Source organism: Pontiella desulfatans (assembly GCF_900890425.1).
Taxonomy (GTDB): domain Bacteria; phylum Verrucomicrobiota; class Kiritimatiellia; order Kiritimatiellales; family Pontiellaceae; genus Pontiella; species Pontiella desulfatans.
In genome coordinates, this window is sequence record NZ_CAAHFG010000005.1 from 270,056 (window position 1) to 295,190 (window position 25,135).

Annotated in this window: 20 protein-coding genes; 16 read left to right on the forward strand and 4 right to left on the reverse strand. The window is 58.4% G+C overall.

All coding sequences use genetic code 11. The features are described from left to right. Positions 1-628: 628 nt before the first annotated feature. From E9954_RS31360 to E9954_RS31390, 7 genes are all read left to right on the forward strand, one after another. A complete protein-coding gene (locus E9954_RS31360) occupies positions 629-910 on the forward strand; it encodes a type II toxin-antitoxin system RelE/ParE family toxin (protein WP_136083251.1) in 282 nt (93 codons plus the stop codon). A 9-nt stretch (positions 911-919) separates the two neighbouring features. Next, the gene (locus tag E9954_RS31365) at positions 920-1,216 is read left to right on the forward strand and encodes a HigA family addiction module antitoxin (RefSeq protein ID WP_136083252.1); all 297 of its coding nucleotides are present in this window, start codon (positions 920-922) and stop codon (positions 1,214-1,216) included. Between the two features lie 443 nt (positions 1,217-1,659). Beyond that, the gene (locus tag E9954_RS31370; RefSeq protein ID WP_136083253.1) at positions 1,660-3,054 is read left to right on the forward strand and encodes an arylsulfatase; all 1,395 of its coding nucleotides are present in this window, start codon (positions 1,660-1,662) and stop codon (positions 3,052-3,054) included. A 97-nt stretch (positions 3,055-3,151) separates the two neighbouring features. Continuing rightward, on the forward strand, positions 3,152-4,531 hold the full coding sequence (locus E9954_RS31375) for a sulfatase-like hydrolase/transferase (RefSeq protein WP_136083254.1): 1,380 nt from the start codon (positions 3,152-3,154) through the stop codon (positions 4,529-4,531). 131 nt (positions 4,532-4,662) lie between these two features. Next, complete coding sequence (locus E9954_RS31380) at positions 4,663-6,999, forward strand: glycoside hydrolase family 2 protein (RefSeq protein WP_168442728.1); 2,337 nt, start codon at positions 4,663-4,665, stop codon at positions 6,997-6,999. A gap of 219 nt (positions 7,000-7,218) precedes the next feature. Then, entirely contained in the window at positions 7,219-7,587 is a 369-nt protein-coding gene (locus tag E9954_RS31385) for a type II toxin-antitoxin system RelE/ParE family toxin (protein WP_136083256.1), read from the forward strand. Further along, positions 7,584-7,889: a helix-turn-helix domain-containing protein gene (locus E9954_RS31390; RefSeq protein WP_136083257.1), complete on the forward strand. Its 306-nt coding sequence runs from the start codon at positions 7,584-7,586 to the stop codon at positions 7,887-7,889. The genes E9954_RS31385 and E9954_RS31390 overlap by 4 nt, the downstream gene beginning before the upstream one ends. 29 nt (positions 7,890-7,918) lie before the next feature. On the opposite strand, the gene E9954_RS32855 is transcribed toward E9954_RS31390, so the two are convergent. Then, on the reverse strand, positions 7,919-8,065 hold the full coding sequence (locus tag E9954_RS32855) for a hypothetical protein (protein ID WP_168442729.1): 147 nt from the start codon (positions 8,063-8,065) through the stop codon (positions 7,919-7,921). Next, on the reverse strand, positions 8,049-9,050 hold the full coding sequence (locus E9954_RS31395) for a GntR family transcriptional regulator (protein WP_136083258.1): 1,002 nt from the start codon (positions 9,048-9,050) through the stop codon (positions 8,049-8,051). Before E9954_RS31395 ends, E9954_RS32855 begins: the two co-directional genes overlap by 17 nt. A gap of 122 nt (positions 9,051-9,172) precedes the next feature. Between E9954_RS31395 and E9954_RS31400 the strand changes: the two genes are divergently transcribed. The 8 genes from E9954_RS31400 to E9954_RS31435 all read left to right on the forward strand — a co-directional run bounded on the left by E9954_RS31400 (position 9,173) and on the right by E9954_RS31435 (position 22,748). Continuing rightward, complete coding sequence (locus E9954_RS31400; RefSeq protein WP_136083259.1) at positions 9,173-10,003, forward strand: sugar phosphate isomerase/epimerase family protein; 831 nt, start codon at positions 9,173-9,175, stop codon at positions 10,001-10,003. Continuing rightward, on the forward strand, positions 9,990-11,303 hold the full coding sequence (locus E9954_RS31405; RefSeq protein WP_136083260.1) for a Gfo/Idh/MocA family protein: 1,314 nt from the start codon (positions 9,990-9,992) through the stop codon (positions 11,301-11,303). The genes E9954_RS31400 and E9954_RS31405 overlap by 14 nt, the downstream gene beginning before the upstream one ends. Beyond that, entirely contained in the window at positions 11,300-12,439 is a 1,140-nt protein-coding gene (locus E9954_RS31410; RefSeq protein ID WP_168442730.1) for a mandelate racemase/muconate lactonizing enzyme family protein, read from the forward strand. Before E9954_RS31405 ends, E9954_RS31410 begins: the two co-directional genes overlap by 4 nt. Positions 12,440-12,515: 76 nt before the next feature. Further along, a complete protein-coding gene (locus tag E9954_RS31415) occupies positions 12,516-13,487 on the forward strand; it encodes a uroporphyrinogen decarboxylase family protein (RefSeq protein ID WP_136083262.1) in 972 nt (323 codons plus the stop codon). A 45-nt stretch (positions 13,488-13,532) separates the two neighbouring features. After that, positions 13,533-15,179 (forward strand): sodium:solute symporter family protein, encoded by a 1,647-nt coding sequence (locus E9954_RS31420; protein WP_136083263.1) that lies wholly within the window; start codon positions 13,533-13,535, stop codon positions 15,177-15,179. Positions 15,180-15,491: 312 nt separating this feature from the next. Further along, positions 15,492-18,527, forward strand: coding sequence for a glycoside hydrolase family 2 TIM barrel-domain containing protein (locus E9954_RS31425; RefSeq protein ID WP_136083264.1), 3,036 nt, complete (start codon positions 15,492-15,494; stop codon positions 18,525-18,527). 3 nt (positions 18,528-18,530) lie between these two features. Continuing rightward, positions 18,531-20,870, forward strand: coding sequence for a beta-galactosidase (locus E9954_RS31430; protein WP_222847391.1), 2,340 nt, complete (start codon positions 18,531-18,533; stop codon positions 20,868-20,870). 27 nt (positions 20,871-20,897) lie between these two features. After that, positions 20,898-22,748 carry a heparinase II/III domain-containing protein gene (locus E9954_RS31435; RefSeq protein ID WP_136083265.1) on the forward strand — a complete coding sequence of 617 codons (1,851 nt, stop codon included), beginning with the start codon at positions 20,898-20,900 and terminating at the stop codon, positions 22,746-22,748. A 216-nt stretch (positions 22,749-22,964) separates the two neighbouring features. Here E9954_RS31435 and E9954_RS31440 read toward each other — a convergent pair whose 3' ends face one another. Both E9954_RS31440 and E9954_RS31445 read right to left on the reverse strand, forming a co-directional pair. Beyond that, positions 22,965-23,252, reverse strand: coding sequence for a HigA family addiction module antitoxin (locus E9954_RS31440; RefSeq protein ID WP_136083266.1), 288 nt, complete (start codon positions 23,250-23,252; stop codon positions 22,965-22,967). An 18-nt stretch (positions 23,253-23,270) separates the two neighbouring features. Continuing rightward, on the reverse strand, positions 23,271-23,483 hold the full coding sequence (locus E9954_RS31445) for a type II toxin-antitoxin system RelE/ParE family toxin (protein WP_407947781.1): 213 nt from the start codon (positions 23,481-23,483) through the stop codon (positions 23,271-23,273). A 425-nt stretch (positions 23,484-23,908) separates the two neighbouring features. Between E9954_RS31445 and tyrS the strand changes: the two genes are divergently transcribed. Next, positions 23,909-25,114 (forward strand): tyrosine--tRNA ligase, encoded by a 1,206-nt coding sequence (gene tyrS / locus E9954_RS31450; protein ID WP_136083267.1) that lies wholly within the window; start codon positions 23,909-23,911, stop codon positions 25,112-25,114. Positions 25,115-25,135: the final 21 nt, after the last annotated feature.

Below are 25,135 nucleotides of genomic sequence, written 5' to 3' on the forward strand. Positions count from 1 at the left end.
ACCCGCTGCGCTAGAGGACTCTGAGGCACAGAGGGTTAGGATGCTCTGTGTCTCTGAGATCTCTGTGGTAAAAAATCCGTGTCTTCGGTGTTCATCTGTAGCTTCATATAATTTGGTTGCGGCACCGCTGCTCCAGGTTTATCAGTGTTCATCTGTGGCCCATTCCCGCATCTAGGATAAAGCATTTCCGTTTTGTTGACGCAGGTGAAAGGCCGTGCCGCAGGCATCCTGCCTGCCCCGCCGCCAAGCCGCACCGTCGCCGCCTCGCCTGCCCGCCGCCAGTCCGTACCAAGGCGTCGCCAAGTCGTACCGCAGGCGGCCCGCCTGCCACGTCGCCATGCCCCGTCGCCTCCGGCATCCGGCAAAAACACATTCTATAGATGCGGTAACTAAATAGAGTGAGGATAACCACAAAGTTGCCCTTCCATATGCAAATTTTGCATATCCCCCGAATCCGTCGTTCAACTATGCCTGCTACCGCGCTTAATCAAGCTTTAAATCGACGGGTGGAACGGTACGCATTATGGTGTTTCCCTGTTTCAATCCTATAAAGACGACGTTCGTTCATTCAACGTTCGCCAGAAAACAACCTTGCCCTATAACGATATGCGTTATACCCTGCATTCCAATGATTGAAACATTCAAATGCAAAGAGACTGAAAAGATATATTCCAGGCAATACTCAAAGAAGTTGCCCACGAAAATTCAGCAAATTGCGTTTAGAAAACTACGCATGCTGAATCGAAGCTCAAATATTGATGATTTGCGAATACCTCCAGCTAATAGATTGGAGGCCCTATCCGGAAACAGAAAAGGACAGCACAGCATCAGAATTAATCAACAGTGGCGAATCTGTTTTCAATGGAAAGATGGTAATGCATTCAATGTTGAAATTGTTGACTATCATTGAGGTTATAACATGAGAAAAATTGCTCCAGTACATCCGGGAGAAATCCTGAACGAAGAATTCCTGAAACCAATGGAAATCAGCCAGAATAAATTAGGTAGAGATCTTGCCGTATCTCCCAGACGAATTAACGAAATCGTTCATGGGAAAAGAAGTGTAACTGCAGATACAGCATTACGTCTTTCTGTCTATTTTGGAAATTCAGCATCTTTCTGGCTAGGTCTTCAGATGGATTATGATCTCGATGTGGCAGAAGACACCGTGTCCGACAAAATTCATAAAGAAGTCCACCAGCTTGCCGTTGCATAATAATCGGCGAGCCAGGTTGGACTTTACGTGAAAAACGCAGGCTGATTCTTAACGACAGGCATCCCGCCCGCCCCGTCGCAAGTCCATACCGCGGGCGTCCCGCCTGCCCCGCCGCCAAGCCGTCCCGCAGGCATCCTGCCTGCCCCGTCGCCAGTCCGTACCAAGTCGTCTCGCCTGCCCCGCCGCCGGCCTCCGGCAAAAACACATGCTTTAGATGCGGTATCCCGTCAAAAAAATTCTAGCTGATACCTTTTGGGTACGGGATGAGCTCGCGCCAGCAGACGTGGCCGCCGCGGACGGGTGGGACACTCGTCCCTACCTCATTCACCTGTCTGGCAAAATGGCGTATGTTTTAAACGCATCGTTGCCTATTGTTGCCGGTGCGCAGGGTGTACACATACTGTTCTCTATAACTATTTAGGAATCGTGAAGGAGCAGGTGTGATGAAAAGGGCTTTATGGGTGGCTGTAGCGATGTTGGCGGCGGTTGTGGTGGATGCGCGCAAACCGAACGTGATCTTTATCCTGGCCGACGACCTCGGCTATGGCGACCTCGGTTGCTATGGGCAGACGATGTTCGAAACGCCGAACATCGATGCGCTGGCGAAGCGCGGGATGAAGTTCACCAACCATTATTCCGGATCGACCGTTTGCGCGCCGTCGCGCTGCGCGCTGTTGACGGGCTATCACATGGGCAACGCGGTCGTGCGCGGCAATGCCGAGATGAAACCCGAGGGCCAGCAGCCGATGCCGGCCGACACCTACACCGCCGCGCACCACTTCAAGAAGTCCGGCTACAAGACGGGCGTGTTTGGCAAGTGGGGGCTTGGCATGACCGGCTCCGGCAGCGACCCGATGCAGATGGGCTTCGACCGTTTCTACGGCTACAACTGCCAGCGTATTGCCCACTGCTACTATCCGGCCTGGATGTGGAGCAACGGCGAGCGCGAGTTCCTGTGGGGCAACGTGTCGTCGTTCAGCAAAGACTATGCGCCGGACTTCATCCACCAGGAGACGCTCAAGTTTATCCGCGAAAACAAGGACGAGCCATTCTACTGCTACTATGCCCTCGTGCAACCGCACGCCGACATGATTGCCCCCGAGGAATACATGCAGAAGCATCGCGGAAAATATTTGCCGGAACTCAACTATGAAGAGGACTACTACATTGGGCAGCCGGAAGGCCACGCCGCGTTTGCGGCCATGGTCAACATTCTCGACGACTATGTTGGCGAAGTGATGGCCGAGCTCGACAAGCTGGGCATCGCCGACGACACGCTCGTTATTTTTACGTCCGACAACGGCGCGCACGAAGAGGGTGGGGCCGACCCGGAATACTTCGACTCCAACGGCGTCTGGAAAGGCTTCAAGCGCGATCTCTACGAAGGCGGCATCCACGTCCCGATGATTGCCACCTGGCCGGGCAGGATTCAGGAAGGCGTCGTGAGCGACCACATTTCCGCCTTCTGGGATTTCCTGCCCACCGTAGCCGAGCTGACCGGCGAGCCATTGCCGAAGCCGGTGGATGGAAAATCCTACCTGCCGACGCTGTTGGGCCAGGATATCCAGGCCGAGCACGACTATCTCTATTGGGAGTTCGCCATGAAGGGCGGGCGCAAGGCGATCCGCAAAGGCAAGTGGAAGGGCGTCGTCTACGACATCCTTAAGCGGACCGACGCACCACTGGAACTCTACGACCTCGAAAAGGATCCCGGCGAAACCACCGACCTGGCCGGCGAGTTCCCCGAAGTGGCCTCCGAGTTGAGCACGCTTATCAAGCAGGCCCGCAAACCGTCGCACCTCGACAAATGGAACTTCCCCGAATTAAAAAAGAAGTAAACCACGGAATACACTGAATACACGGAACTGACTCGGCATCTGGTTTCCGTGTATTCCGTGTATTCAGTGTATTCCGTGGTCAAAATGGAGTTTGATCATGAGAATCGTAAAGTTGCTGAGTGTGTTTCTTTTGTCCGTGGTTGCGGTGCAGGCGGAGAAGAAGCCGAACATTATCATCCTGCTGGTTGATGACATGGGCTATGGCGATCTGGGTTGCTATGGGCAGGAAGTCATCAAGACGCCCAATCTCGATGCGCTGGCCGCAAAGGGGCTGCGCTTTACGGATTTCTATGCGGGGTGTTCGGTTTGCTCGCCGTCGCGCGGCGTGCTGATGACCGGCATCCACGCCGGGCATGCAACCATCCGTGGCAACAAAGGTTTCATTCCGGTGGATGGAAGCTGGGATCGGATTGCGCTGAAAAAATCCGAAGTCACCCTGGCCGAAATGCTGAAGGGTGCCGGATACCAAACGGCGTTTGTCGGCAAGTGGCACCTGGGCATTCCGCAGGATGTATCCACCTGGGCGACCGGGCGCGGGTTCGATTTTGCGGTGCAGGAACAGTGGGGGCCAACCCCCGAGGGCGGCCAATACGATGAACGCGACCATTGGGTGAATGGCTGCACCGAAAGCATCTTCCACGACTACACCCAGCACGACTGCCTGGATGAGTTCCGCACCGATATTGTTCTGGATTTTTTGAAGAAGGATCGCGATTCGGATAAGCCGCTCTTCCTGTTCATGTCCTACCGCAGCCCACATGCGCACGAATTCCATCTGCGCGAAACGGAGCGCTACAAGGAATTCGGTTGGCCGGAGATCGAGCGCCGCCACGCTTCGCGCATCACCATGCTCGATGAACAGATCCAGCGTCTGCTGGATCGGCTGGAGGCCATGGGCGAGCTCGACAATGCCTTCATTCTCTTCACCTCCGACAACGGCCCCCATGCGGAAGGCCCCAAGGGCGGCCCAAAGCATGATCCGCTGTTCTTCAAGAGTTCGCACGGATTGAAAGGGCACAAGCGCGATATGTATGAAGGCGGCATCCGAGTTCCCGGCTTTGTCTATTGGAATGGCAAATCCATCCAGGGGACGACCAGCCACCCGGCGACCTTCTACGATGTGATGCCGACGCTGGCGGAAGTGGCCGGCATCGAAGCGCCGGAGCAGACGGATGGCATCTCCTTCCTCCCCACCGTGCTCGGCAAGCAGCAAAAGAAGCATGACCATCTCTATTGGGAAATTGCGGAATCCAATTCGGCCAAGGCCTTCCGCCAGGCGACGCGCCGCGGCGACTGGAAAGCCGTGCGCTATGGACAACATGCAGACGTTGAGCTCTACTATCTTAAGGATGATCTTTATGAAACAAACGACGTCGCCAAGAAATATCCGGAGATCGCCGAACGCATGGAAAAAATCCTCAATGCGGAAACGACGAAGAGCGTGAACTATCCGTACGCGGGGGGGGGGGGTAAATGATGATCGGTGACGCCGGTTTGCGGAAGGTGTCGTGAAACATGGGGCTGCATCACATGCTGACTGTGTAGTGCCTTTGGCACATTGACTGTTGTTGGGTTTTATGCGGATATGAAAAAGGAAGGATGGAAGAAATGAAAAAGATATGGATTGTTGCGGCGTTACTGGTGGCCTTGGGTCTGGCGGGGTGCAAAGAGGTTTCGGAAAACACCATCAGCGTGAATGCGGATTGGAAGTTCCAGCGGTTGGAGAATCCCGAGGCGGACACCGCCGGATTCGAGGCGGTTGTGTTCGACGATTCCGCCTGGGAGATCGTAAGCCTGCCGCACTCGGCCTATCTGGAGCCGCTGGTCATCACCGATCAATGGCAAGGCGTCTGCTGGTACCGCAAGGATTTCGATGTTGATAAAGAATTACTCGGGAAAAAAATCATCCTCACGCTCGAAGGCGCGATGAGCCAGTCGCAGGTTTGGATCAATGGCAAACTGGCTAAGGAACGCGCGGGCGGCTATCTGCCGGTGGTGGTCGACGCGTCGGACTTCGTGAAGGAAGGCAGGAACCAGCTGGCGATCCGCCTCGACAGCCGCGACAATCCGTTAACCGGGCCCAAGCCGGTCAAGCGCCTCGATTTCTGCATGTACAGTGGTCTCTACCGCAATGTGCTCATTACCCTCAAGGATGAGCTGCACATCTCGCATCCGGTGCTGGCCGACAAGGTTGCCGGCGGTGGCGTGTTTGTCACCTTCCCGAAGGTGTCCGAGGATGAGTCGGTCGTGAAGGTGAAGACCCATGTCGTTAATGGGGACGACGAGGCCGAGACCGCAATCGTGCTCCACGAACTGTTTTTCGACGGCAAGCTGGTCGCCAAGCAATCGTCCGCGCCGGTTGAAATCAAGGCTGGCGGCGATGCCGAATTCGTTCAAGAGATCAAGGTGGCCGGCGCCCAGCTGTGGTCGCCCGATGCACCGAATCTCTACACGCTGAAAACCTCCGTGCTGGAAGGGGACGAGGTGGAGGATGTGGTAACCTGCCGGATCGGTATCCGCGCGTTCGAGTTTCGCAACGGCCACGAACTTTTCCTCAACGGCGAAAAGATTTTCCTGCGCGGCACCAACCGCCACCAGGACTATCCCTACATCGGCTACGCGCTCTCCGACAACGCGCAGTGGCGCGACGCCAAGCTGATCAAGGATGGCGGCTTCAACTGCATCCGCCTCTCGCACTATCCGCATTCGCCGGCCTTCATGGATGCCTGCGACGAATTGGGCCTGATCACGATCGATGCCATCATGGGCTGGCAGTATTACAACGACGACGACCGCTTCCGCGAATATTGCTACCGCTCCGCCCGCGAGCTGATCCGCCGCGACCGCAACCACCCCTGCGTGCTGACCTGGGAGGTTTCGCTGAACGAAACCAAGATGCCGGAATTTTTCATGGACGAGCTGCACCGCATCACCCATGCCGAGTATCCGGGGAACAACACGTTCTCCTGCGGTTGGATGGACTATGCCTACGACATCTTTTTCCAGGCGCGCCAGCACCGCATTCTGCATGGCTTCCATCCCAAGCTCGAAAAGCCCTACTTTGTTTCGGAATACGGCGACTGGGAATATTTTTCCAACAACGCCGGGCTCAACCAGGACCAGCTGGACAAGGCCCGCCGCCTCGAGACCAGCAGCCGCCAGGCGCGCGGCTTCGGTGAAAAGCGCCTGCTGCAGCAATGCTACAACCTGCAGGAATCGCACAACGACAACCTCGGCACCTACGCCTTCGGCGATGGCTACTGGGTGTGGAACGACTACAACCGCGGCTATGCCCAGGACATTGAATATTCCGGCGTCGTCGATCTCTTCCGCATCCCGAAGTTTGCCTATTATTTTTATCAGAGCCAGCGCGATCCCGCGCAGGGCGCCATGGTCAACGTAGCCAGCTGGTGGACGCCGGAATCCGCAACCGACGTGAAAGTGCATTCCAACTGCGAAGAGGTTGAGCTGCTCCTGAACGGCAACTCCGTTGCAAGGCAGAAGCCCGACTCGAATAAAAACACTACGAAACTTGGGCATCCGCCGTTCACCTTCACGGTGGTCACGTTTACACCCGGCACGCTCAAGGCGGTCGGCTACATTGGTGGCAAGCCCGTCGCCGAGCACGTCGTCCAAACGCCCGGCAAGGCCGTGGCGCTCAAGGTGTGGCTTGGCGAAAACGGCAAGGCGCCGGAAGCGGGCGTCAGCGACACCGTCTTTGCCTACATCGCCGCCGTCGATGAAAACGGAACCGTGGTTCCAACCTTCTCCGATGAAGTCAGTCTGAAGCTGACGGGGGATGTGAAGCTGATGAACGTCGATTGCATCATGGCCGAAGCCGGCATCGCCACCGCGCTGCTGCAGATCGGTGCGGAGGACGGAGCCATAAATTTGTCAGCCGAGCATGGTGACATGAAAGGAAGCCTCACCTTCCACGCGGAGTAGGTAGTATGAATGGAGGGACGGGTTTCACCCCGTCCGCCGCTTGAGCGGAGCCGGGCAAGGTGGAACTTGCCCCTCCAATCAGCTGTTGAGTTCAATCGTAGGCGCAATCTTTTCCTGCACGGGCTTGGGGAATTCCTGGGTGATCCATTCGAGGGCGGAGCGGAACTCGCACGGGTTTCCTGAATTGACGGATATGGCACTAGGTGCTATACATAGGGTATGAAAGATTTAATGACCCGACGGTTCAGCAAGTGGGTTTCCAAGCAGCCGATACAATCCGGCGAGTTGGCAAACGCCTTGGACGAGCTGAAAAGCGGGACGTTTGATGCCGCCCTCGGCGGGCACCTCTACAAAAAGAGGATTCGCTTCAAGGGCCGGGGAAAGAGCGGAAGCGGCAGGACCATTGTTTGCTACAAGAAAGGCAAGCGAGCCATTTTCATCCATGGCTTTGCCAAGAATGAAAAGGACAATCTCTCAACCAAGGAGCTGCTGGCATTGAAGGAATTCGCGGGAATACTCACAGCCCTGACCGAGGAACAGATCGCAACAGCGATCGAAAACGGAGACTTTAAGGAGGTCGCACCATGAGAAGCTCAATCGCAAAATCCATTACCGAAACCGTATCCGACTTGAATAAAAGCGGAATCGTCGACGAGATTACCATGAAAAACATCAACTCCCTCTGCATTCCCGATGTCCATGACTATCCCCCGGAAAAAATCATTTCCATCCGCAAGGCAAACCATCTCAGCCAGGCCGCACTGGCCGCCGTCTTGAACATCAGCCCCTCCACCGTCCAAAAGTGGGAGCGGGGAACGAAAAAGCCCGCCGGTGCTGCCAGAAAGCTGCTCGATATCGTCGAGCGCAAGGGCATTGAAGTGCTTGTGTAGAGCAGCTCCATGAACGGAAAACATCCGCGCTATTGCTCGAAGGCCTTGTAGAACATGCAATGGTTGGTCAGGCTGATGGGAATTTCCAGAACGGTGTTGGCGGCCTGCTGGTATTCGGTGGCGTTGACCCGCTCCGTTAGGGCGGCTGCACCGCAGGTCCTACGTGTTGATTTCAATTCCCGGCGCAATCTTTTCCTGCACGGGCTTGGGGAATTCCTGGGTGATCCATTCGAGGGCGGAGCGGAACATGGTGTTCCAATCCTGCCGGATGCAGATCAGGCCGGGGGTGTCGTCGGGCGCTTCGTTCCAGTCGGAGGTGATCAGGTGGATATCGCGCCCGTGCTTCAGGCCGCGTTCGTACATGCCGGCCATCACGTAGGGCGTCATGTAGTGGTCGGGGATGAACCAGCAGTCGGCCTTCAGGTCGAGCGCGCCGGAGACGGCCTGCATGATGCCGCTTTGGTCGCGCGCGGTCTTGCGCGGGCCGGAGACGAGCTTGAAGCCGTGGCGCGTGGCGGATTCATAGAAACAGATTTCGCGTTCGCTTAGATAGTATTCCAGCGGATTAAGGAAGGCCGGCATGATGCCCAGCGTGGCATCGGGCATCCGTTCTTTCAGCGCGTCGAGCGCGGTCTCCATCCCGTGCATGGTGTCGGTGGCGAACCAGTTGTGTTCCGGCACGGCGCGGTTGATGAGCGCCTGGGTATAGCCGGCCTTGCGCAGCTCCTCGATCACCCCGAAGCTGCTCAGGGCAGGGCGGTTCCAGACGATGCGCGCCATGCGATCCTTGCGGATGAGGTGCAGGTGTTTTTCCAGTTCGTGGCAACCGACCATGGTGAGGTTTTGCTGAAGGCCAAGTTCGCCGATCAGCATGTTCCATTGCCGCTCCATGAATTGGCTGTGCACGCACAAGAGTTCGGTGTTGAGGATCAAGTAGAGGTTGGGCGTCTCCCGGCCTCCAGCCACATAGGTTCCCGAGCCTTTGATGGAGACGAGCATGCCGTCGGCGCAAAGCTCGCCAACCAGCTTATCGACCGAGGCGCGGGCCAGTCCCAGCTCCGCCATCAGTTCGTGGCGCGTGGGCAGCCGGGCGCCCGGCGCATAGTCGCCGCGCTGGATTTTGCGGATGATCGCGGTCTTGGCCTGTTCAAGTTTGCTCATTCGAATGGATTTAGGGGTATGCAAATAAAAATATGCCTATACCTATTTCGGATTAATTCACGCTTGTCAAATAGGAAGTTTGCGAATAAACCTAGGCAGATTGGTTCATAAAGGTGCCTGATATGAATATATATATGCCTAGCATGTTTGGTAGGTTGCTCGCGGTGCTGCTGTGTTGTGTGGCCGTGCGGGCGGAGCGGCCGTTCTTTCCGTTCGACAACGGGCTGACGGATGTGAAGTCGGTTGAGGAGCAGGCGAAGCTGCTCAAGGAGCTGGGCTATGACGGCATCTGCACGCGGCCGCCAAACTGCACGCCCGAGCTGTTGGAGGCGTTCGACCGGCATGGCGTGAAAATCATGGCCAGCTATGTGACGCTCGCCCCCGATCCGGACAAGTTTCCCGGGAATCTGGAACAGCATTTCATGCAGCTCCAGGGGCGCGGCACCCTGGTTTGGCTGGGGATCAGCAATGCGAAGGCCAACGAAACGCCGGCGGTGGAAACCATCCGGAAAACGTGCGACCTGGCAAAGAAGTATGGGTTGGAGGTGGTGCTCTATCCCCACATTAATTTCCGCACCGATACCGTTGAACGCACGGCGCATCTGATGAAGTTGGCTGGCCGCGATAACCTGGGAATCAGTTTTAACGTTTGTCATTTCCTGGCCCAGAGCCCTGACGGGAAGCTGGAGGAAACCATCCAGTCAATCGCCCCCAACCTCAAACTGGTGCAGGTGAGCGGGGCCAACATGATTCCCGAACCAAAATCCGACTGGAACCAGCTGATCCTGCCGTTGGGCGAGGGCGACTTCGATATGAAGCGTGTTTTCAAAACCCTGGACGAGGTGGGGTATGCCGGGCCGGTCAATCTGCAGTGCTACCGGGTGCCGCTGCCCGCGAAGGAACAGTTGAACAAATCAATGAACGCTTGGAGAAAATACCATGAACAACCGTAGAACCCTTCTGAAAACATCGGCGGTCGCCGGAACCGCTTTCTCGATTCTTCCCGCCTGGGGGCAGGCCGCACCTTCGAAGCGCGTCAACATGGCGATGATCGGGGTCGGGCGCCAGGGAACCAACGCCAACATGGGAACCTTTCTTGGGATGGACAACGTCCGGGTCGTCGCCGTTTGCGATGTCGATCGCCTGCGCATGGTTCACGCCAAGAAAAAGGTGGACGAACGCTATGGCGACACCGCCTGCAAAATCTTCGGCGACTTCCGCGAGGCACTTGAACTGCCGGGGCTGGACGCCGTCATGGTTTCCACCACCGACCATTGGCATGCCATCATTGCGCTCGCCGCCATGAAGAAGGGACTGCACGTCTGCTGCGAAAAGGCGATGACGCGCTATTTCGACGAAGGCCGCGCGCTGGCCGACATGGCGAAAAAGAGTGGCGTGGTTTTCCGCCTCGATAGCGAATGCCGTTCGCACGCCTACATGCAGAAGACCGCCAACCTGGTGAAGAACGGATACATCGGAAACATTACCCGAATGGAAGTGGGGGTTCCGGTTGAATTCCAAAAGGGCGGTGGTGATCCCGCAGTGGTTCCCGTTCCCGAATATCTGGATTATGAAATGTGGCAGGGGCCGGCGCGGTTGCGGCCCTATTCGGTGGATCGCGTCCACAAGACCAATCCCGAAACCGGCGCGTGGATGGGGCGTCCCGGCTGGTTGCGTCTCCAGGACTATTGCTCCGGCATGATCTGCAATTGGGGAGGGCACCTGATCGATGTCGCCAACTTCATCAATGGTACCAGCCACACGGGCCCCGTTAGTTGCGAAGGGGCGGGATCGTTTGATTCGGGAGGTCTATGGGACACCATCAACGCGTTCGAGCTGCAATATAAATATGCCAACGGCGTGGTCATGGATTACAAGATCAAGGTGCCGTATCTGCGCATCGAAGGCGACGAGGGCTGGATCCAGGCGCATTGGCACAGCGAAGGCGGCCTGCAGGCGCACAACAAGGAAATTTTCCGCACCAAGTTCAGGGAGACCGACACGATGGTTCCGAGTCGTTCCGATAAGCGCGACTTCATCTCCGCCATTACCGAAGGCACGCCGGTCATGATCGATGCCGAGGCTGGGCACCGCGTCAACTCGCAATGCCTGCTCGGCCTCGCCACCGTCAAGGCCGGGACGCGGCTCGAGTGGGATCCGAAAACCGAGAAGGTGACCAACAGCGCCAAGGGCGAAGCGGCCATGAAGGAAACCTATCACCGCGGCGAATGGAAGCTGGAGAACTTCATTTGAAAATCGAAACGGTAGAGGTCTTCCCGCTCGAATATCCAACCAAGGGCTACTTTAAGTTTTTCACCACGCCGCTCGGCCATTCCGGCCGCCCGGCGGTGATGATCAAGTTGACGACGGCTGACGGGCTGGTCGGTTGGGGGCAGGCGGTGCCCATTGCAACATGGTGTTCGGAAACATTGGAAGCTTCGGTCATTGCCCTGAAAAACTATTATGCACCGTCGCTGATCGGGCAGGAGATCGAAACCATTGCCGATGCCCACCTGATCATGGAAAAGGCGATCCGCCCCGAATTTTCCACCAGCATGCCGTTGACGCGCGCCGGGATCGACATGGCGCTGCACGACCTCTTCGGCAAGGCGCAGGGCCAATCGTTGGCCGAACTGTGGGGGCGTCCGCGCCGCGGCAGGATGGAGTTAAGTTGGACGGTCAATGTGACCTCGCTCGACGGTGTCGGGGAATCGGTCAACGCAGGCAAGCGCTTGGGCTACCGCCACTTCAACGTCAAGGTTGCCCCCGATCCCGTGTTCGACCTCGAGGTGGTGAAAATGGTGCGCGATGCCGCGCCCGACGGTTTCTTGTGGACCGATGCGAATACGGCCTACACGGTCGACGACGCCTTGTCGGTTGCGCCCAAACTGGCCGACCTCGGCGTACAGGTTTTTGAATCCCCGCTGCCGCCCAACCGCATTAGCGGCTATCAGGCGCTGAAGAAACAGGGGGCACTGGATGTCTACATGGATGAGGGCGTTGTCAGCCCCGTCGAGTTGGAGGAGTTCATCAAACTCGGCATGCTCGACGGCATGGCGATGAAGCCCTCGCGCTGCGGGGGGCTGACCTCCAACAAGCGGCAGATCGAACTCTGCATGGAGCACGGCCTCAAGTGGGTGGGCAGTGGCCTGTGCGATCCCGACCTCTCGCTCGGCGCGGCGCTCTCTCTCTACGATGCCTTCGGCCTGCCCGAAGCCGCGGCGCTCAACGGCCCGCAGTTCCTCGATGCCTCGGTGCTCAAGAATCCCGTCGTGATCGAAAACGCGGTCGCCGAAGTTCCCGACGGCCCCGGCCTGGGACTGGAAGTGGACGAAGAAAAACTAAATGCCCTGTCTGCCGAAACGGCGGAGAGGTGGGGATTGAAGTAGCTCGCATATCCGATGCGAGTTGTTGCAGGCAGGGAACGCGGATCGGATATCCGCGCCACGAAAAAGGATGGATTGAATGGAAGTGTCACCCTCGGTTTATGAACATGCCGCTCGATTGATCGGGCGCACGCCGTGGGAGGTGTCGCGCGAGGGCGAGCTGGTTTTTCAGGCGCATGCGGCGGCCTATGAATTCTACCGGCATGCGCCGGTCATGCCGGGCATCGATATCTACAACCTGGAGCCGGAAGCCTATGGCGCGGTGGTATCGGAACCATCGGGGCACAATATTCCCGCCATCGGAACCCATCCATTGGAGTGCGTTGCGGATCTTTTGCAATTGGCGCCCTTGAACCCGGAAACGGACGGACGGATTCCGATGCAGATCGAGGTGGCGCGGTGGTTGAAGGACCGCTTTCCCGAAGCCGACATCCGGGTGCCGGTGAGCGGCCCCTTTTCCATTGCCAGCAACCTGGTGGGTTTCAACAACCTGCTGCTGGAGGCGGCGCTGGAGCCGGCGCTGGTGGCCAAGGCGATGCTGCATCTGGTGGATGGACAGGTGGCCTTTGCCCGGGGCATCAAAGAGGCCGGCGTGGATGTGGCCTTCTTCGAATCGGCCGCCTGCCCGCCGATGCTCTCGCCCGATCAATTCCGCGCCATCGAGCTTCCCGCGTTGCAGGAAACCATGCGCCGCATCAGCGAGGTGACCGGCACTCCCGTGCCCTGCATCATCGGCGGCAACACCGCGCCGATTGTCGATGCCATGCTCGAAACGGGCACGGGCTATCTGATTGCTCCGTTTGAAACCGACCAGGAGCTTTTCCTACAGCGCGTCGCGCAGCGCGAGGATGTTCGCATCCGCGTCAACATCGACCTGCGGCTCGTGGCATCGGGCTCCCATGCCGAGATCGAGGCCGAGGCCGACCGGGTATTGGCGCTTATCGGCGACCGGCCCAATGTTTGTCTGGGTACGGGGGCATTGCCCTACGAAACCGAGCCGGACAATGTGATTCACTTAATGGACTATGTTGGGAGAGTGGCAGGTGGCTAGGGGATTCCCTTGCCACCCGCCACTCGACACTATGGGAGTTGAACGATGTTTTTAGGTTTGGACATTATTATTTGGATCATTCTGGTGGTCTACTTTGCCGGCATGCTGCTGATGGGGTGGTGGAGCAAAAAAAGCGCCGGTTCGCAGGAAGGCTACCTGCTGGGCAATCGCCAGTTCGGGATTTGGATGATGATCATGCACGCCTTCGGCGCCGGTACCAATCCGGGCGACGCCGCAGGGGTGGTGACCAAAACCACCGCCACCGGCGCTTCGGGCATCTGGGTGTCGTGGATGTGGCTGTTCGGCACGCCGTTCTACTGGTTGATCGCGCCGGTCATCCGGCGCATGCGCTGCCTGACGATGGCCGACTTTTTCGAGGAGCGCTTCGGCAAGGCTTCGAGCGTGCTTTATATTTTCGTGGCCAGCACCGGCATGGCGATCTGCCTGGCGTCGGTCATGCTCGCCACCGTCCGCACCGTGCAGGGCATGATGGGCAAGCCGGGCGATCCCTGGTTCTTCGGCATCCTTCTCGTCACCACCATCACCTTCATGGTCTATGGCTATTGGGGCGGTATTGTTGCCGCGGTGCGTACCGACATGGTGCAGGGCATCATGATTATTGTCCTCTCCATTCTTGCCGTACCCGCCGCCTTCAAGCTCGAGGAGGTCGCCGGGTTTGGTGGCATGCTCGAAACCTTGAGAAGCACCGACCCAAGCCTGCTAAGCCTCTTTGATCCAAAGTCGTTCCAGCTGAGCAGTGTGATCCTGCTGTGCATCAGCGCACCGCTCACCGCGCTGGCCCTGCCGCACCTCGTTAGTGTTTGCGGAGCCGGCAAGACGGAATGGGAGGGCCGCATGGGCTTCACCTGCGGCAACATGCTCAAGCGCATCTGCACCTTGGGGTGGTCGGTGCTCGGTCTTGCCTGGCTGGCCTATCTCATTAAATCCGGTTCGCCCATCAATCCGGAAACCGCTTTTGGCGACTCCATCCGCGCGCTGCTCTCCCCGCCGCTGCAAGGGCTTATGCTCGCCTGCGTCATGGCCGCCGCCATGTCGTCGGGCGATGCGTTCCAGGTCACCGTGGCTGGATTGTTTTCGCAGAACATCTACAAGACCTTCATCAATCCCAAGGCCGAGGACAAGCAGCTGCTGGGCGTTACCAAGATCACGGGCCTGATCATCGTGATGGTCTCGCTGGTCATTGCCATCCTGATGCGCAAGAGCATGGTGAAGGCGATCCTCGACTATTTCAACATTCTCGGCCTCGTCGGCATTTCAGTGGCCATGGGCATGGTCTGGCGGCGCATGAACACCACCGGCATGTTTGCCTGCACGCTCTCGGCCATTTCGATCTTCGTCGTCTGTCGCTACGCGCTCGACCTTCCGCGCAATTTCACCGTGGGCCTGCCGCTGCTGGCCGGCATCCTTGGCGGTATCGTCGGCAGCCTTGCCACCCCGCCGCCGGAAAAGGAAAAGTCCGATGCCTTCTACCGAAAAATCTGCACCCCCATCGGCCAGGAGCATAAGCTGGGCCTCTCGCTCGATGAAGCCGTTCCCGAATCGGAGCGCCTCTGCACCGCCGCCGGCCTCTTCATCCTGAAACCCTCCCGCCAGACCTGGGGCGGTTTCCTTTTTTTCCTGACCGCCAGCTTTGCCTGCGTCCTTCTGATGGTTGTTCTGCTGAAGGTATAAAGCACGAAGCGCCAGCACCGATGCCGCTCTTCCGGTGGTACATGCGCTGCTAAATTTGCCGGAACGAGCGGGCAACCCTCTCCGCATGAGGGCGGCTTAGCGTCTTCAGCTTGCCGTGTTTTCGAACCATTGGTTCCTTGCCTGCGCCACGCATCTCGCGACGGCCGTCGTGAGATGCGTGGCATGGCTGGGGAGGTGGTGCTTATGGCTGGCATGGCAATAATCCGCACATGATTTACGCAATGTCATGTTTCATGCGTCCGGTGGTCTAGGGTATAACTCGTCCTTCAATTTATAGCCGAGGAACGATACATGAAAAGGACGACGATTTTGGCCTTGCTGGGCTTGGCGCTTGGGGCGCAGGCCGGGCGTGAGCGGATGGATTTCGACTTGGGTTGGAAATTTGCGTTGGGCGATCGTGCCGGCGCGGAAGCGGTCGGTTACGACGATGCCTCGTGGCGTATGCTGAACCTGCCGCACGACTGGAGCATCGAGGGCGAATACGACGAAAGCAACCCGATGGGCGACACCTGCGGCTACCTGCCGGCCGGCATTGGATGGTACCGCAAGACCATCGCCGTGGATCCGGCCTGGAAAGGCCGGCATGTCGAGATTGCGTTCGACGGCGTGTTCATGAACAGCACCGTCTGGGCCAACGGAAAGAAGCTGGGCGACCGCCCATACGGCTGGATCTCCTTCGCCTACGATGTCAGCGAGGTGATCGGGGAATCGGACTCGATCACCTTCGCGGTGCGGGTGGACAACGACAAGCAGCCGTCCGCGCGCTGGTACACCGGCAGCGGGATCTATGCCCACACCTGGCTCGACGTTAAGGAAAAAGTGCATGTCCAGCGCGACGGAATTTTTATCCGCACCCAAGGCGACACCGTTGAAGTCGATACCGAAGTGGTCAACGGCTGCGAGAAGATGGGAAAGATGGAGATTCGCACCTCGATCATTGATCCATCGAACACCGTGATTGCCAACGTGCAGGCCGAGTTGGATGTCCCCTGTGGGGAAACCGGCGTTTCCAAGCAAAAGATTGCGCTTTCAAACCCGGCGCGCTGGTCGGTTGAGCATCCCGTGCTCTACACCGCCATGAGCGAGGTTTTCATTAACGGGGTCCTTGTGGATTGCGTAACGACCCGCTTCGGTGTGCGCGATGTTGAATGGAATCCGAAGACCGGCCTGTGGATCAACGGCAAGAACGTCAAGTTGCAGGGCGTCTGCAACCATCAGGACGCCGGCGCGCTGGGGGCCGCGGTGCCGGACAAGATCCTGCGCTTCCGCATCGGGCAGTTGAAGGCGATGGGTTGCAACGCCATCCGCACCGCGCACAATCCGCAAACGCCGGTCTTCTACGAAATCTGCGACGAGCTGGGCATGCTGGTGATGGACGAGATTTTCGACGGGTGGAAGCGCAAGGCCTTCGAGGACTATGGGGCGCACGCCTTCGATGAATGGTGGGAACGCGACGTCACCGACTGGATCCGGCGCGACCGCAACCATCCTTCGATCGTCATCTATAGCGTCGGCAACGAAACCCATGGCGATGTTGCGCCCGAGCTGGTGGCCAAGTGCCACGAGCACGATCCAACCCGACCGGTCACCTCCGGCCACTCCAATTCGGAAGACATGGATATCGTTGGCGTGAACGGCCACAGCGAAAAGATGGGCTGGTTCGACGAGATTGGCGACCGTACCTGGATCGGAACCGAGAACACCCACACCTGGCAGGTGCGCGGCTTCTACCGCACCAAGACCTGGTTCCGCGACGGCTTCCCGAACGCCAAGCAAAAACCCTATCCGTGCCCCGACCTCACCGACGAGGAAATCTTTACCTACGACTGGATCATCGATGCCGACCGCTCAAACCGGAAACAGATCTTCAACTCCAGTTATGACAACGCGATGGTGCGCCTGACCGCCCGGCAAAACATCGAGCAGATCCGCGACAACCCGAACTATGCCGGCTCCTTCCGCTGGACGGGCTACGACTATATCGGCGAGGCCGGCTATGTGCATGGCGGCTGGCCCTTTAAATCGTTCATGGGGGGCGCGATCGACATGGCCAACTTCGAGAAGGATCTTTACTACCTCTACCAAAGCCAGTGGACGGACAAACCGATGGTTCACATGCTTCCGCACTGGACGCACCCGTCCATGAAGCAAGGTACGCTCGTTCCGGTGCAGGTCTATTCCAATTGCGACCAGGTGCAACTGTTCGTCAATGGCAAAGGGCTCGATAAGCAGGCGCCCGGCACAGCCTGGGACAAGATGCAGTGCCAGTGGATGGTGCCGTGGCAGCCGGGCGAGCTGAAGGCCGTCGGTACGAAAGACGGAAAGCGATTTGAAGAGACGATTCGCACCGCCGGCGCACCGGCGAAGATTGCCCTTTCCGTCGATGGCGAGCCGCTGGCCACCCAGGGCAAAGACATTGTTCAGGTTCGCGTCACCACGCAGGACAAGGATGGCGAATTCTATCCCTACGGCGAAAACCGCACCTGGTTCCATGTGGTTGGCGCCGGTCGCATCAAGGCGCTCGACAACGGTAGCCCGGTGGACGTCGAGCCGCACTTCGGCACCGACAACCGCATTGCCTTCTACGGCCTTACCCGTGCCTACATCGAATCGACCGGCGAGGGCGATGTCGCGTTGCTGGCCAGCTGCATCCTCGGCGAAAAGAAACTGGTTTATTCCGATCGGGTGAGCATCGATGCCCGGTTGCTGGCATTGCGCGGCGCGTTGCCGAAGCCGAAGGTTGAAATCTTTTACACGACCGATCAGTCGGAACCGACCGATCAATCGACTCCCTACACCGGTGCGTTCAAGGTTGAGCCGGGCACCACGGTCAAGGCGCTGGTGGTGCTCAACGGCCAGCTGGTTCAGCGGCTGGAGGAACGCTTTGCCGCCGACGAAGGTTTCATCTGGGAAGGGGGCGGCCAGCCTTCGGGCACCCCGCCCGGCGAACAGGCCGAGACGGCCGCCTTCAAGGGGGCGGAGGTTATGGGCAACGGCGAATATTTCCGGGGCAAGGGGTTTCTGCGCTTCGGCAAGGATAAGGGGGCCTATGTCGAGTGGTATCAGGAAAACGATGGCGGCGCCGGCGAGGCCGACCTGTCGATCCGCTATGGCGGAAAGATCAAGACCGAAAAAGGCCACTTGGTGAAGGTCACGGTGAACGGCGCGGTTGCGCACGAAGAACTCCTGCTGCCGAACACCCGAAACCCGGGGCGCGAATGGGCAAAGATCACGGTACCGATCCAGATGGGCCGCGGCGCAAACACCATCCGCATCGAACCGCTCTCCGGCGGCGGCCTCTGCATCGACGAAATCCTGGTTCGCTAGCAAATGAAGATGACTCTACATCGACGGAATTTTATTGGTGGCCTGGTGGTTGGCGGGACGGTGCTGCCCCGGTTGGGCATGGCCAACGAGGCCGAATGGAAGCATCTGGTTCAGCGGCTTGCGGCGAAGAAGGAGCGGCTCGCGTCAATGATCGACGAAGCGCAGCGCAAGCAACTGTGCATCGATTATGCGGAAACCTCGTTCAACGTGATTACGCTATTCCAGCAGGCGGCGCAGCACGACCATGACCACATGGACCGGGTGCGCGAAATCTTCAAGACGTATGGCCGCTACCCGAAAATCGATCCCGTCCACACGGAGCGCCTGCCGCTGACCGAGTTGGAGGGGTGCATCGACGTGGCCGAAAGCGCGATGGCCGAACTCGAACTGCAGCTTGCGCGGAAGGCGCGGCCGGCCGCTCCGCCGGATCTGGGCCAAGGCCAAATGGAACTGGCGCCGTTTGCCTACAGGTTGGATGGCAAACCCGTGTTTCCCAGCTCGCTGGTTTGGGCGCCGGAAACCGACATCCATCGGCAGGCGTTCGGCCACATGGGCGGCGGCTATCTGCAGATTTCCCAGCTGGAACCGGATGGAACCCCCGACCCGCGCAATCTGCAGCGTTCGATTGAACGCACCCGGGAGCAGGTTGAAAAGAACGTGGCGCCGATCGTCTATCTGATGGGGCACTCCCCCGGCAAATGGCAGCAGGAAAAGCATCCGGAAATCCTGCACGGCGGCCGCAACTTTACCCAGTACGACATCGACAGCCCGTTGGTCCGCGGTTGGATCAAGAACCTGTGCGAGGGCATGCTGCCGGCATTGTCCAAGGCCTGCGGCGACCAGCCGATGATGCACCTCGTGGCGAACGAGCCGCACTTTGCCACGGCCAAGGGCGGGTGGAAGGCCTCGAATGGTCTCTCGGATATCACTCTCGAAAAGTTCCACCGCTGGCTGGAGGCGAAGTATGAAAGCATTGCCGCGCTGAACCAGGTTTATGGAACCTCCCATTCCGGGTGGGACGAGGTGTTGTTCCACAACCAGCCGGTTGGGAATCGGCAGATCGATCCGAGGCTGCGCGGCACCCCGGTCTGGTACGACTGGAACCGCTTCAACCAGGAACGGGTGAGCGATTGGTTCACCTATCTAAAGGAACAAAGCCAAGCCAACGACGCCGGGCGCAAGGCGCCGATGTCGATCAAGATGCTCGGCTTCACCCTCTCGCGCAACACGCGCGACGGCGGTATGGATATTGAATATCTCACCAAGCTGCAGGATGTGATGGGCGCCGATCTGCGCGTCGCCCCCAGCGGTGCCCAGTTTTTCGGCAAGCACGAAGAGGGGATGGATCCGGAAACGGGGTGGCAAGCGCACTATGCCTACGACTGGAGCGAACAGTCGATGTATCTCGATTTCTCGAAATCGCTCTGTCCGGAAAAGGTCTTCTACGATTCCGAGTGGCACGGCTTCGGCGCGGTGAGCTGGCGACACTTCGGCATGGGCCGCGCCTATGTGCGCTCCGCGCTTTGGCTGGCGTTCACCCATGGCATGGGCGTCATCAAACCGTGGCTGTGGGGGCGCGGCGAGGACGGTGCCTTGAGCTCCAAGACCGACCATGTCGGCGAGCTTGCCACACAGCCCATTGCAGTCGATGCCTTCGGCCGCACCATGAAGGAACTCAATGCGCATGCGGAGCATGTGGTTGCCCTGGTGCCGGCGCGGCGCGATTTCCTGATCTATTATTGCGAGGAATCCGCCATCCAGGATGAAGGCTACACGGCCGGATTCAAGGAACTCTACGAGGCGCTCAAACTGCTGAATCTCAACGTGGGGTTCACCACCCCGAACGAGATGGGCCGGTTGGATGCCGCAACACAAACCGTGCTCGTCCCGCCCACGCCGTTTATTTCCACCAATAGCCTTGAACGGCTAAAGGCGTTCAAGGGGCGGGTGGTGCTGGTTGGCGAAAGCTTCGGTAAAAACGAAGTGGGGGCGCCGCGCGCCGCCGGGGGCATTCCTGCGCCGTTTGCAACCCTGAAGCACGACCACTCCTTTGCGCTGGTGCAACCCCTGGAGACCGTGCTGTCCCCTGTTGCGCCGAAGCCCTTGGTTGCGGTTGCCGTAACCGACAAGGGCGGACGCAAGGCCGTGGGGGTGGCCATGGGCCAAGCGACGGATGCGAAGAGCGGAAACATGTTGCTCGTGCTCAACAACCTCGGCAAGGATCCCCGCGTCGTCTCGATTGATCCGGATCTAAAGGTTGCCGATTTGATCCACCACCGTAAAATACAGAACCGCATTAAACTCCAACCGTGCGATGTGCGGTTGCTGATGGTGGCGATGTAGCACGGTTTAAATGGGAAAGGAAACGTGATGATGAATAGACTTGTATGGTGTTGCTTCGCGATGGTGGTTTCGGGCGTGGCCTGGGGCGGGGAGGTTCCGGAACTCGACAACCCGATGTCGGTGGAATATTTGGAGGCGAACCTTCGCTCGGGGCATCCGCGGTTGGTTTTCACGCCGGAGCTTGTTGCCGACCTGAAAGCGAAAACAAAGACCGACCCGGTTTTGCGGAACCTGTATGCGGCCATCAAGCTGAACGCCGAAAAGATCCATGGCCAACCGTTGCTGGAGCGGAAGATGGTGGGCCGGCGTTTGCTGGGAACCTCGCGCGAAATGCTCTACCGAATCAATATGCTCGGGGTGGTCTACCTGGTCGATGGCGACCCGCGAACCCTGGGGCGGATCAATGACGAGCTGTTGGCGGTTTGTGCCTTCAAGGATTGGAACCCGAAACATTTCCTCGATGTGGCGGAAATGTCGCTGGCGGTGGCGCTGGCGCTGGACTGGACCGACGGCAACCTGCCGGCGGAAACCATCAAGACGGCGGAGGCGGCCTTGTTGAGTAAAGGTCTTCTGGCCGATGGAAAGCCGCAGGCGCGCATTTTTCAGAACGACAACAACTGGAACCAGGTGTGCAATGGCGGAATGATTGCCGCATCGATCGCCTTGGCGGACACGCATCCCGAACTGGCCGCGGAAACCATCCGAAGGGCAATCGATGCATTGCCCAACGCGCTCAAGGAATACATGCCGGATGGCGTCTATCCGGAAGGTTCAACCTATTGGGCGTATGCCACAAGCTATTCCACCGTGACGGCGGCCATGCTCGAAAGCGCGCTGGGCTCCGACTTTGGCCATCTCGACTATCCCGGCTTCAAGGAGAGCGCGGTCTTCCGCGCTTTGTGCAACGCGCCGTCGGGCATGTACTACAACTATGCCGACTGCGGTGATGGGCGTAACCGGAACGGGGATGTGGCCTTGGCCTGGTTCGCCGCCAAAACCGGCAACAAAACCTTTTTTGAAAAAGAGCGGTTCCTGCGAGCCCCGGAGGGGATGGACAAACTCGCGCGGTTGGATGGCGCGGGCATGGCCTGGCTTTGCCAGTATGAAGAGCGGGCCGAGGAAGCGGTGCCGACCGCCTGGAAGGGGGAGGGCGCGAACCCGATCGTGATCTTCAGGGGGGCGGAAGGCGATCCGCGTCAATACTACTTCGGTGGCAAGGGCGGCAAGGCCACCACCAGCCACGGCAACATGGATGCCGGCTCGTTCGTCTTCGAACTCGATGGCGTCCGCTGGGTGGTGGATCCCGGCAACCAAAGCTACCACGCATTGGAACAGACCGGTTTCAATCTGTGGGATCGCGGGCAGGGCAGCGATCGCTGGACACTACTGACCAAAAACAACTTTGGGCACAGCACCATTACCGTGAACGACGAGTTGTTTGTGAACGAGGGTTTTGCACCGCTGGTTGAATTCAAGGATGGCGACACGCCGCAGGCGGCGTTCGACCTCACTGCGGTCCATGGCAAAAACCTCAAGGGCGCCAAGCGGACGTTTGTGAAGGAGGGCCCGGCCGCGCTGGTAATTGCCGACTCGATCGAAATCTCCGAAACGACAAAGACGGTCACCTGGCAGCTCATGACCACGGCGGAGGTCGAGGTTGTGGATGGGGGCGCCGTATTGCGGCAGGCTGGCAAGACCCTGAAGGTGGAAAACATGACACACCCGCAGCATTCCATGTCGGTGGTGCCGCTCGATCCGCCGCCGCTGGAGCTGGATCGCCGGATCGAAGGCCTGAAGCGGCTGGAGCTGCGTCTTCCCGCCCGTGCGGCAAGCCAGCGGCTAATCAACCTGAAGGTTCGCTTGTCCGCGATGGACTAGCCCCGATGCTCCACGATTCCGTGTTCGCCATGCCGCTCGAAGAATGGCATCCCGTTCCAGCTTATACCATCTTCACTTTGTATTCGGCCAAAACTTCCCTGTCGGATTGATCCCTCGCAGAGTCGCTGAGGTCGCAGAGCCATACAGATTAGAAAGAATTCTCTGCGCTCTCTGCGCCTCAGCGAGGAATATACCGATAGCTAACTGAATGTGGTATTACGCCGGCTTTGCAAGCGGTTGGATGTGTTTTTGTGGGCGTTGTTTGGATAGTTCGTGGGTGGTCTGGAGGTTCAGCCAGAACTCAGGCGAAGTGGAAAGCGCTTCAGAGAGTAGCCAGGCCGTGTCCGGCGTTACGCCACGCTTGCCGCGAACGATTTCATTCACCCGTTGCACCGGAATGCCGATATGCTCCGCCAGCGCCTTTTGGCTGATGCCCAGCGGTTGCAGGAACTCGTTCAAAAGGATCAAGCCCGGATGGGTCGCTATTCTGTTTGTCGGGATCATGTTGTCCTACCTTCCGTTCTAATGATAATCGACGATGGCTACGTCGGTTGCATTCACTTCCTGCCATCGGAAAACAATCCGCCATTGCGAATTGATGCGTATGCTGTGGAATCCTTTGTAATCACCTTTCAGGGCTTCCAGCCGGTTTCCGGGTGGGGAGCGCAGATCCTCCAGCGACGTTGCGGCGTTCAACAAATCAAGTTTGTACAAGGCCTGTTGGATGATGCTCACGGGAATCCGCCGTGCCTTGGAACTTGAGTGCCCATGAAACAGATCCGACGTTGCCCGGTCTCCAAACGAAACGATCATGAACATGGCTTAACGGATTCACGGTATCCATGCAAGCATGGGGTTGTAATATTGTGGAGGACGGGGGAATCGCTTCGCCGGGCGAAATGATTTCCGAGCTACGGTTTCCCGCTCTGTAGCCAGACCGGAACCATGCCGAAGGGCGGACAAGTGGGACACTTGTCCCTACCCGATTGGAGCGAGAGGCTCTGTCTGAGCCAAACCGTTGCAGCGCATGGCTCGGACAGAGCCTCGCCCTCCAGTTGTTTACATCCTTTTCCCCTGATTTTCCTGTGACTTTCCCTTGGGTTTATGGCTAAATGCGCGCTTTTCATTCCAAAGTAAAAGATTCCTGCATTGGGGAAACTATGAATATTGAAGAACAATTGGATTTTCTGGCATCGCGCGCCGTTGATTTCATCAACCGCGACGACCTGAAGAAAAAGCTCGAGAAATGCGCCGCCGAAGGGCGTGGCTTGCGCGTGAAATATGGCGCCGACCCGTCCGCTCCGGACATCCACCTCGGCCACGTGGTCGGGCTCAACAAGCTTCGCGAATTCCAGGATGCCGGCCACACCGTCGTCTTCATCATCGGCGATTTTACCGGCATGATCGGCGACCCCTCGGGCAAGTCGGCCACGCGCCCCGCGCTCTCGAAGGAGCAGGTGGCGAAAAATGCCGAGAGCTACAAGGAACAGGTGTTCAAGATTCTCGACCCGGAAAAAACCGAAGTCCGCTTCAACTCGGAGTGGCTTGGGGAAATGAAGTTCGAAGATGTGATCCGCCTGACCGCCCACGTTACCGTGGCGCAATTGCTCGCCCGCGACGACTTTTCCAAGCGCTATGCGGATAACCGTCCGATTTCGCTGGTGGAGTTCCTCTACCCGCTCGTGCAGGCCTACGATTCCGTGATGGTCGAGGCCGACATCGAGCTCGGCGGTACCGACCAGCTGTTCAACCTGCTGCTCGGTCGCGAGCTGCAGAAGGTGATGGGGCAGGAGCCGCAGTGCGTCATGACCCTCCCGCTGATCGAAGGCCTCGATGGTGTCCAGAAAATGTCGAAGAGCCTCCACAACTATGTGGGAGTCGATGAAGCGCCGCGCGACATGTACGGCAAGCTCATGAGCGTTCCGGACGATCTGATGTGGAAATATTTCGAATACATCCTCTGCTGGCCGAAGGACAAGGTGCAGGAAACCCATGCAAAGGTCGCCGGAGGCGAGCTGCACCCGCGCGTCGTGAAGGATATGCTCGGCCAGGAAGTGGTTGCGCGCTTCATCGGAGCCGACGAGGCGAAGGCCGCCTCGGAAGAATTTACGCGCATCTTTGCGCAGAAGGAATTGCCGGATGAGATTCCGGAAGTGGTCGTGCCCGCCGAAGAGATCGGCCTGCTGAACCTGATGGTTCTGGCCGGCCTCTGCAAAAGCAACGGCGAGGCCCGGCGCCTCGTCAAGCAAGGCGCGGTGAAGATCAACGACGAAAAGGTAGACGACGAACGCGCGCAAATCATACCCGAGGACGGAATGATCATCCGTTCCGGCAAGCGCGGCTTCGCTCAAGTGACGATTGGATAACAACGTGAAGAGTGACGATTG

Bases quoted from the DNA above. Each gene is read 5' to 3' on its own strand.
- E9954_RS31435 (WP_136083265.1), top strand. From the start codon at position 20,898: ATGATGAATAGACTTGTATGGTGTTGCTTCGCGATGGTGGTTTCGGGC.
- E9954_RS31415 (WP_136083262.1), top strand. From the start codon at position 12,516: ATGGAAGTGTCACCCTCGGTTTATGAACATGCCGCTCGATTGATCGGG.
- E9954_RS31380 (WP_168442728.1), top strand. From the start codon at position 4,663: ATGAAAAAGATATGGATTGTTGCGGCGTTACTGGTGGCCTTGGGTCTG.
- E9954_RS31425 (WP_136083264.1), top strand. From the start codon at position 15,492: ATGAAAAGGACGACGATTTTGGCCTTGCTGGGCTTGGCGCTTGGGGCG.
- E9954_RS31395 (WP_136083258.1), bottom strand. From the start codon at position 9,050: ATGAGCAAACTTGAACAGGCCAAGACCGCGATCATCCGCAAAATCCAG.
- E9954_RS31365 (WP_136083252.1), top strand. From the start codon at position 920: ATGAGAAAAATTGCTCCAGTACATCCGGGAGAAATCCTGAACGAAGAA.
- E9954_RS31385 (WP_136083256.1), top strand. From the start codon at position 7,219: ATGAAAGATTTAATGACCCGACGGTTCAGCAAGTGGGTTTCCAAGCAG.
- tyrS (WP_136083267.1), top strand. From the start codon at position 23,909: ATGAATATTGAAGAACAATTGGATTTTCTGGCATCGCGCGCCGTTGAT.
- E9954_RS31375 (WP_136083254.1), top strand. From the start codon at position 3,152: ATGAGAATCGTAAAGTTGCTGAGTGTGTTTCTTTTGTCCGTGGTTGCG.
- E9954_RS31360 (WP_136083251.1), top strand. From the start codon at position 629: ATGATTGAAACATTCAAATGCAAAGAGACTGAAAAGATATATTCCAGG.
- E9954_RS31370 (WP_136083253.1), top strand. From the start codon at position 1,660: ATGAAAAGGGCTTTATGGGTGGCTGTAGCGATGTTGGCGGCGGTTGTG.
- E9954_RS31400 (WP_136083259.1), top strand. From the start codon at position 9,173: ATGAATATATATATGCCTAGCATGTTTGGTAGGTTGCTCGCGGTGCTG.
- E9954_RS31440 (WP_136083266.1), bottom strand. From the start codon at position 23,252: ATGATCCCGACAAACAGAATAGCGACCCATCCGGGCTTGATCCTTTTG.
- E9954_RS31430 (WP_222847391.1), top strand. From the start codon at position 18,531: ATGAAGATGACTCTACATCGACGGAATTTTATTGGTGGCCTGGTGGTT.
- E9954_RS31390 (WP_136083257.1), top strand. From the start codon at position 7,584: ATGAGAAGCTCAATCGCAAAATCCATTACCGAAACCGTATCCGACTTG.
- E9954_RS31405 (WP_136083260.1), top strand. From the start codon at position 9,990: ATGAACAACCGTAGAACCCTTCTGAAAACATCGGCGGTCGCCGGAACC.
- E9954_RS31420 (WP_136083263.1), top strand. From the start codon at position 13,533: ATGTTTTTAGGTTTGGACATTATTATTTGGATCATTCTGGTGGTCTAC.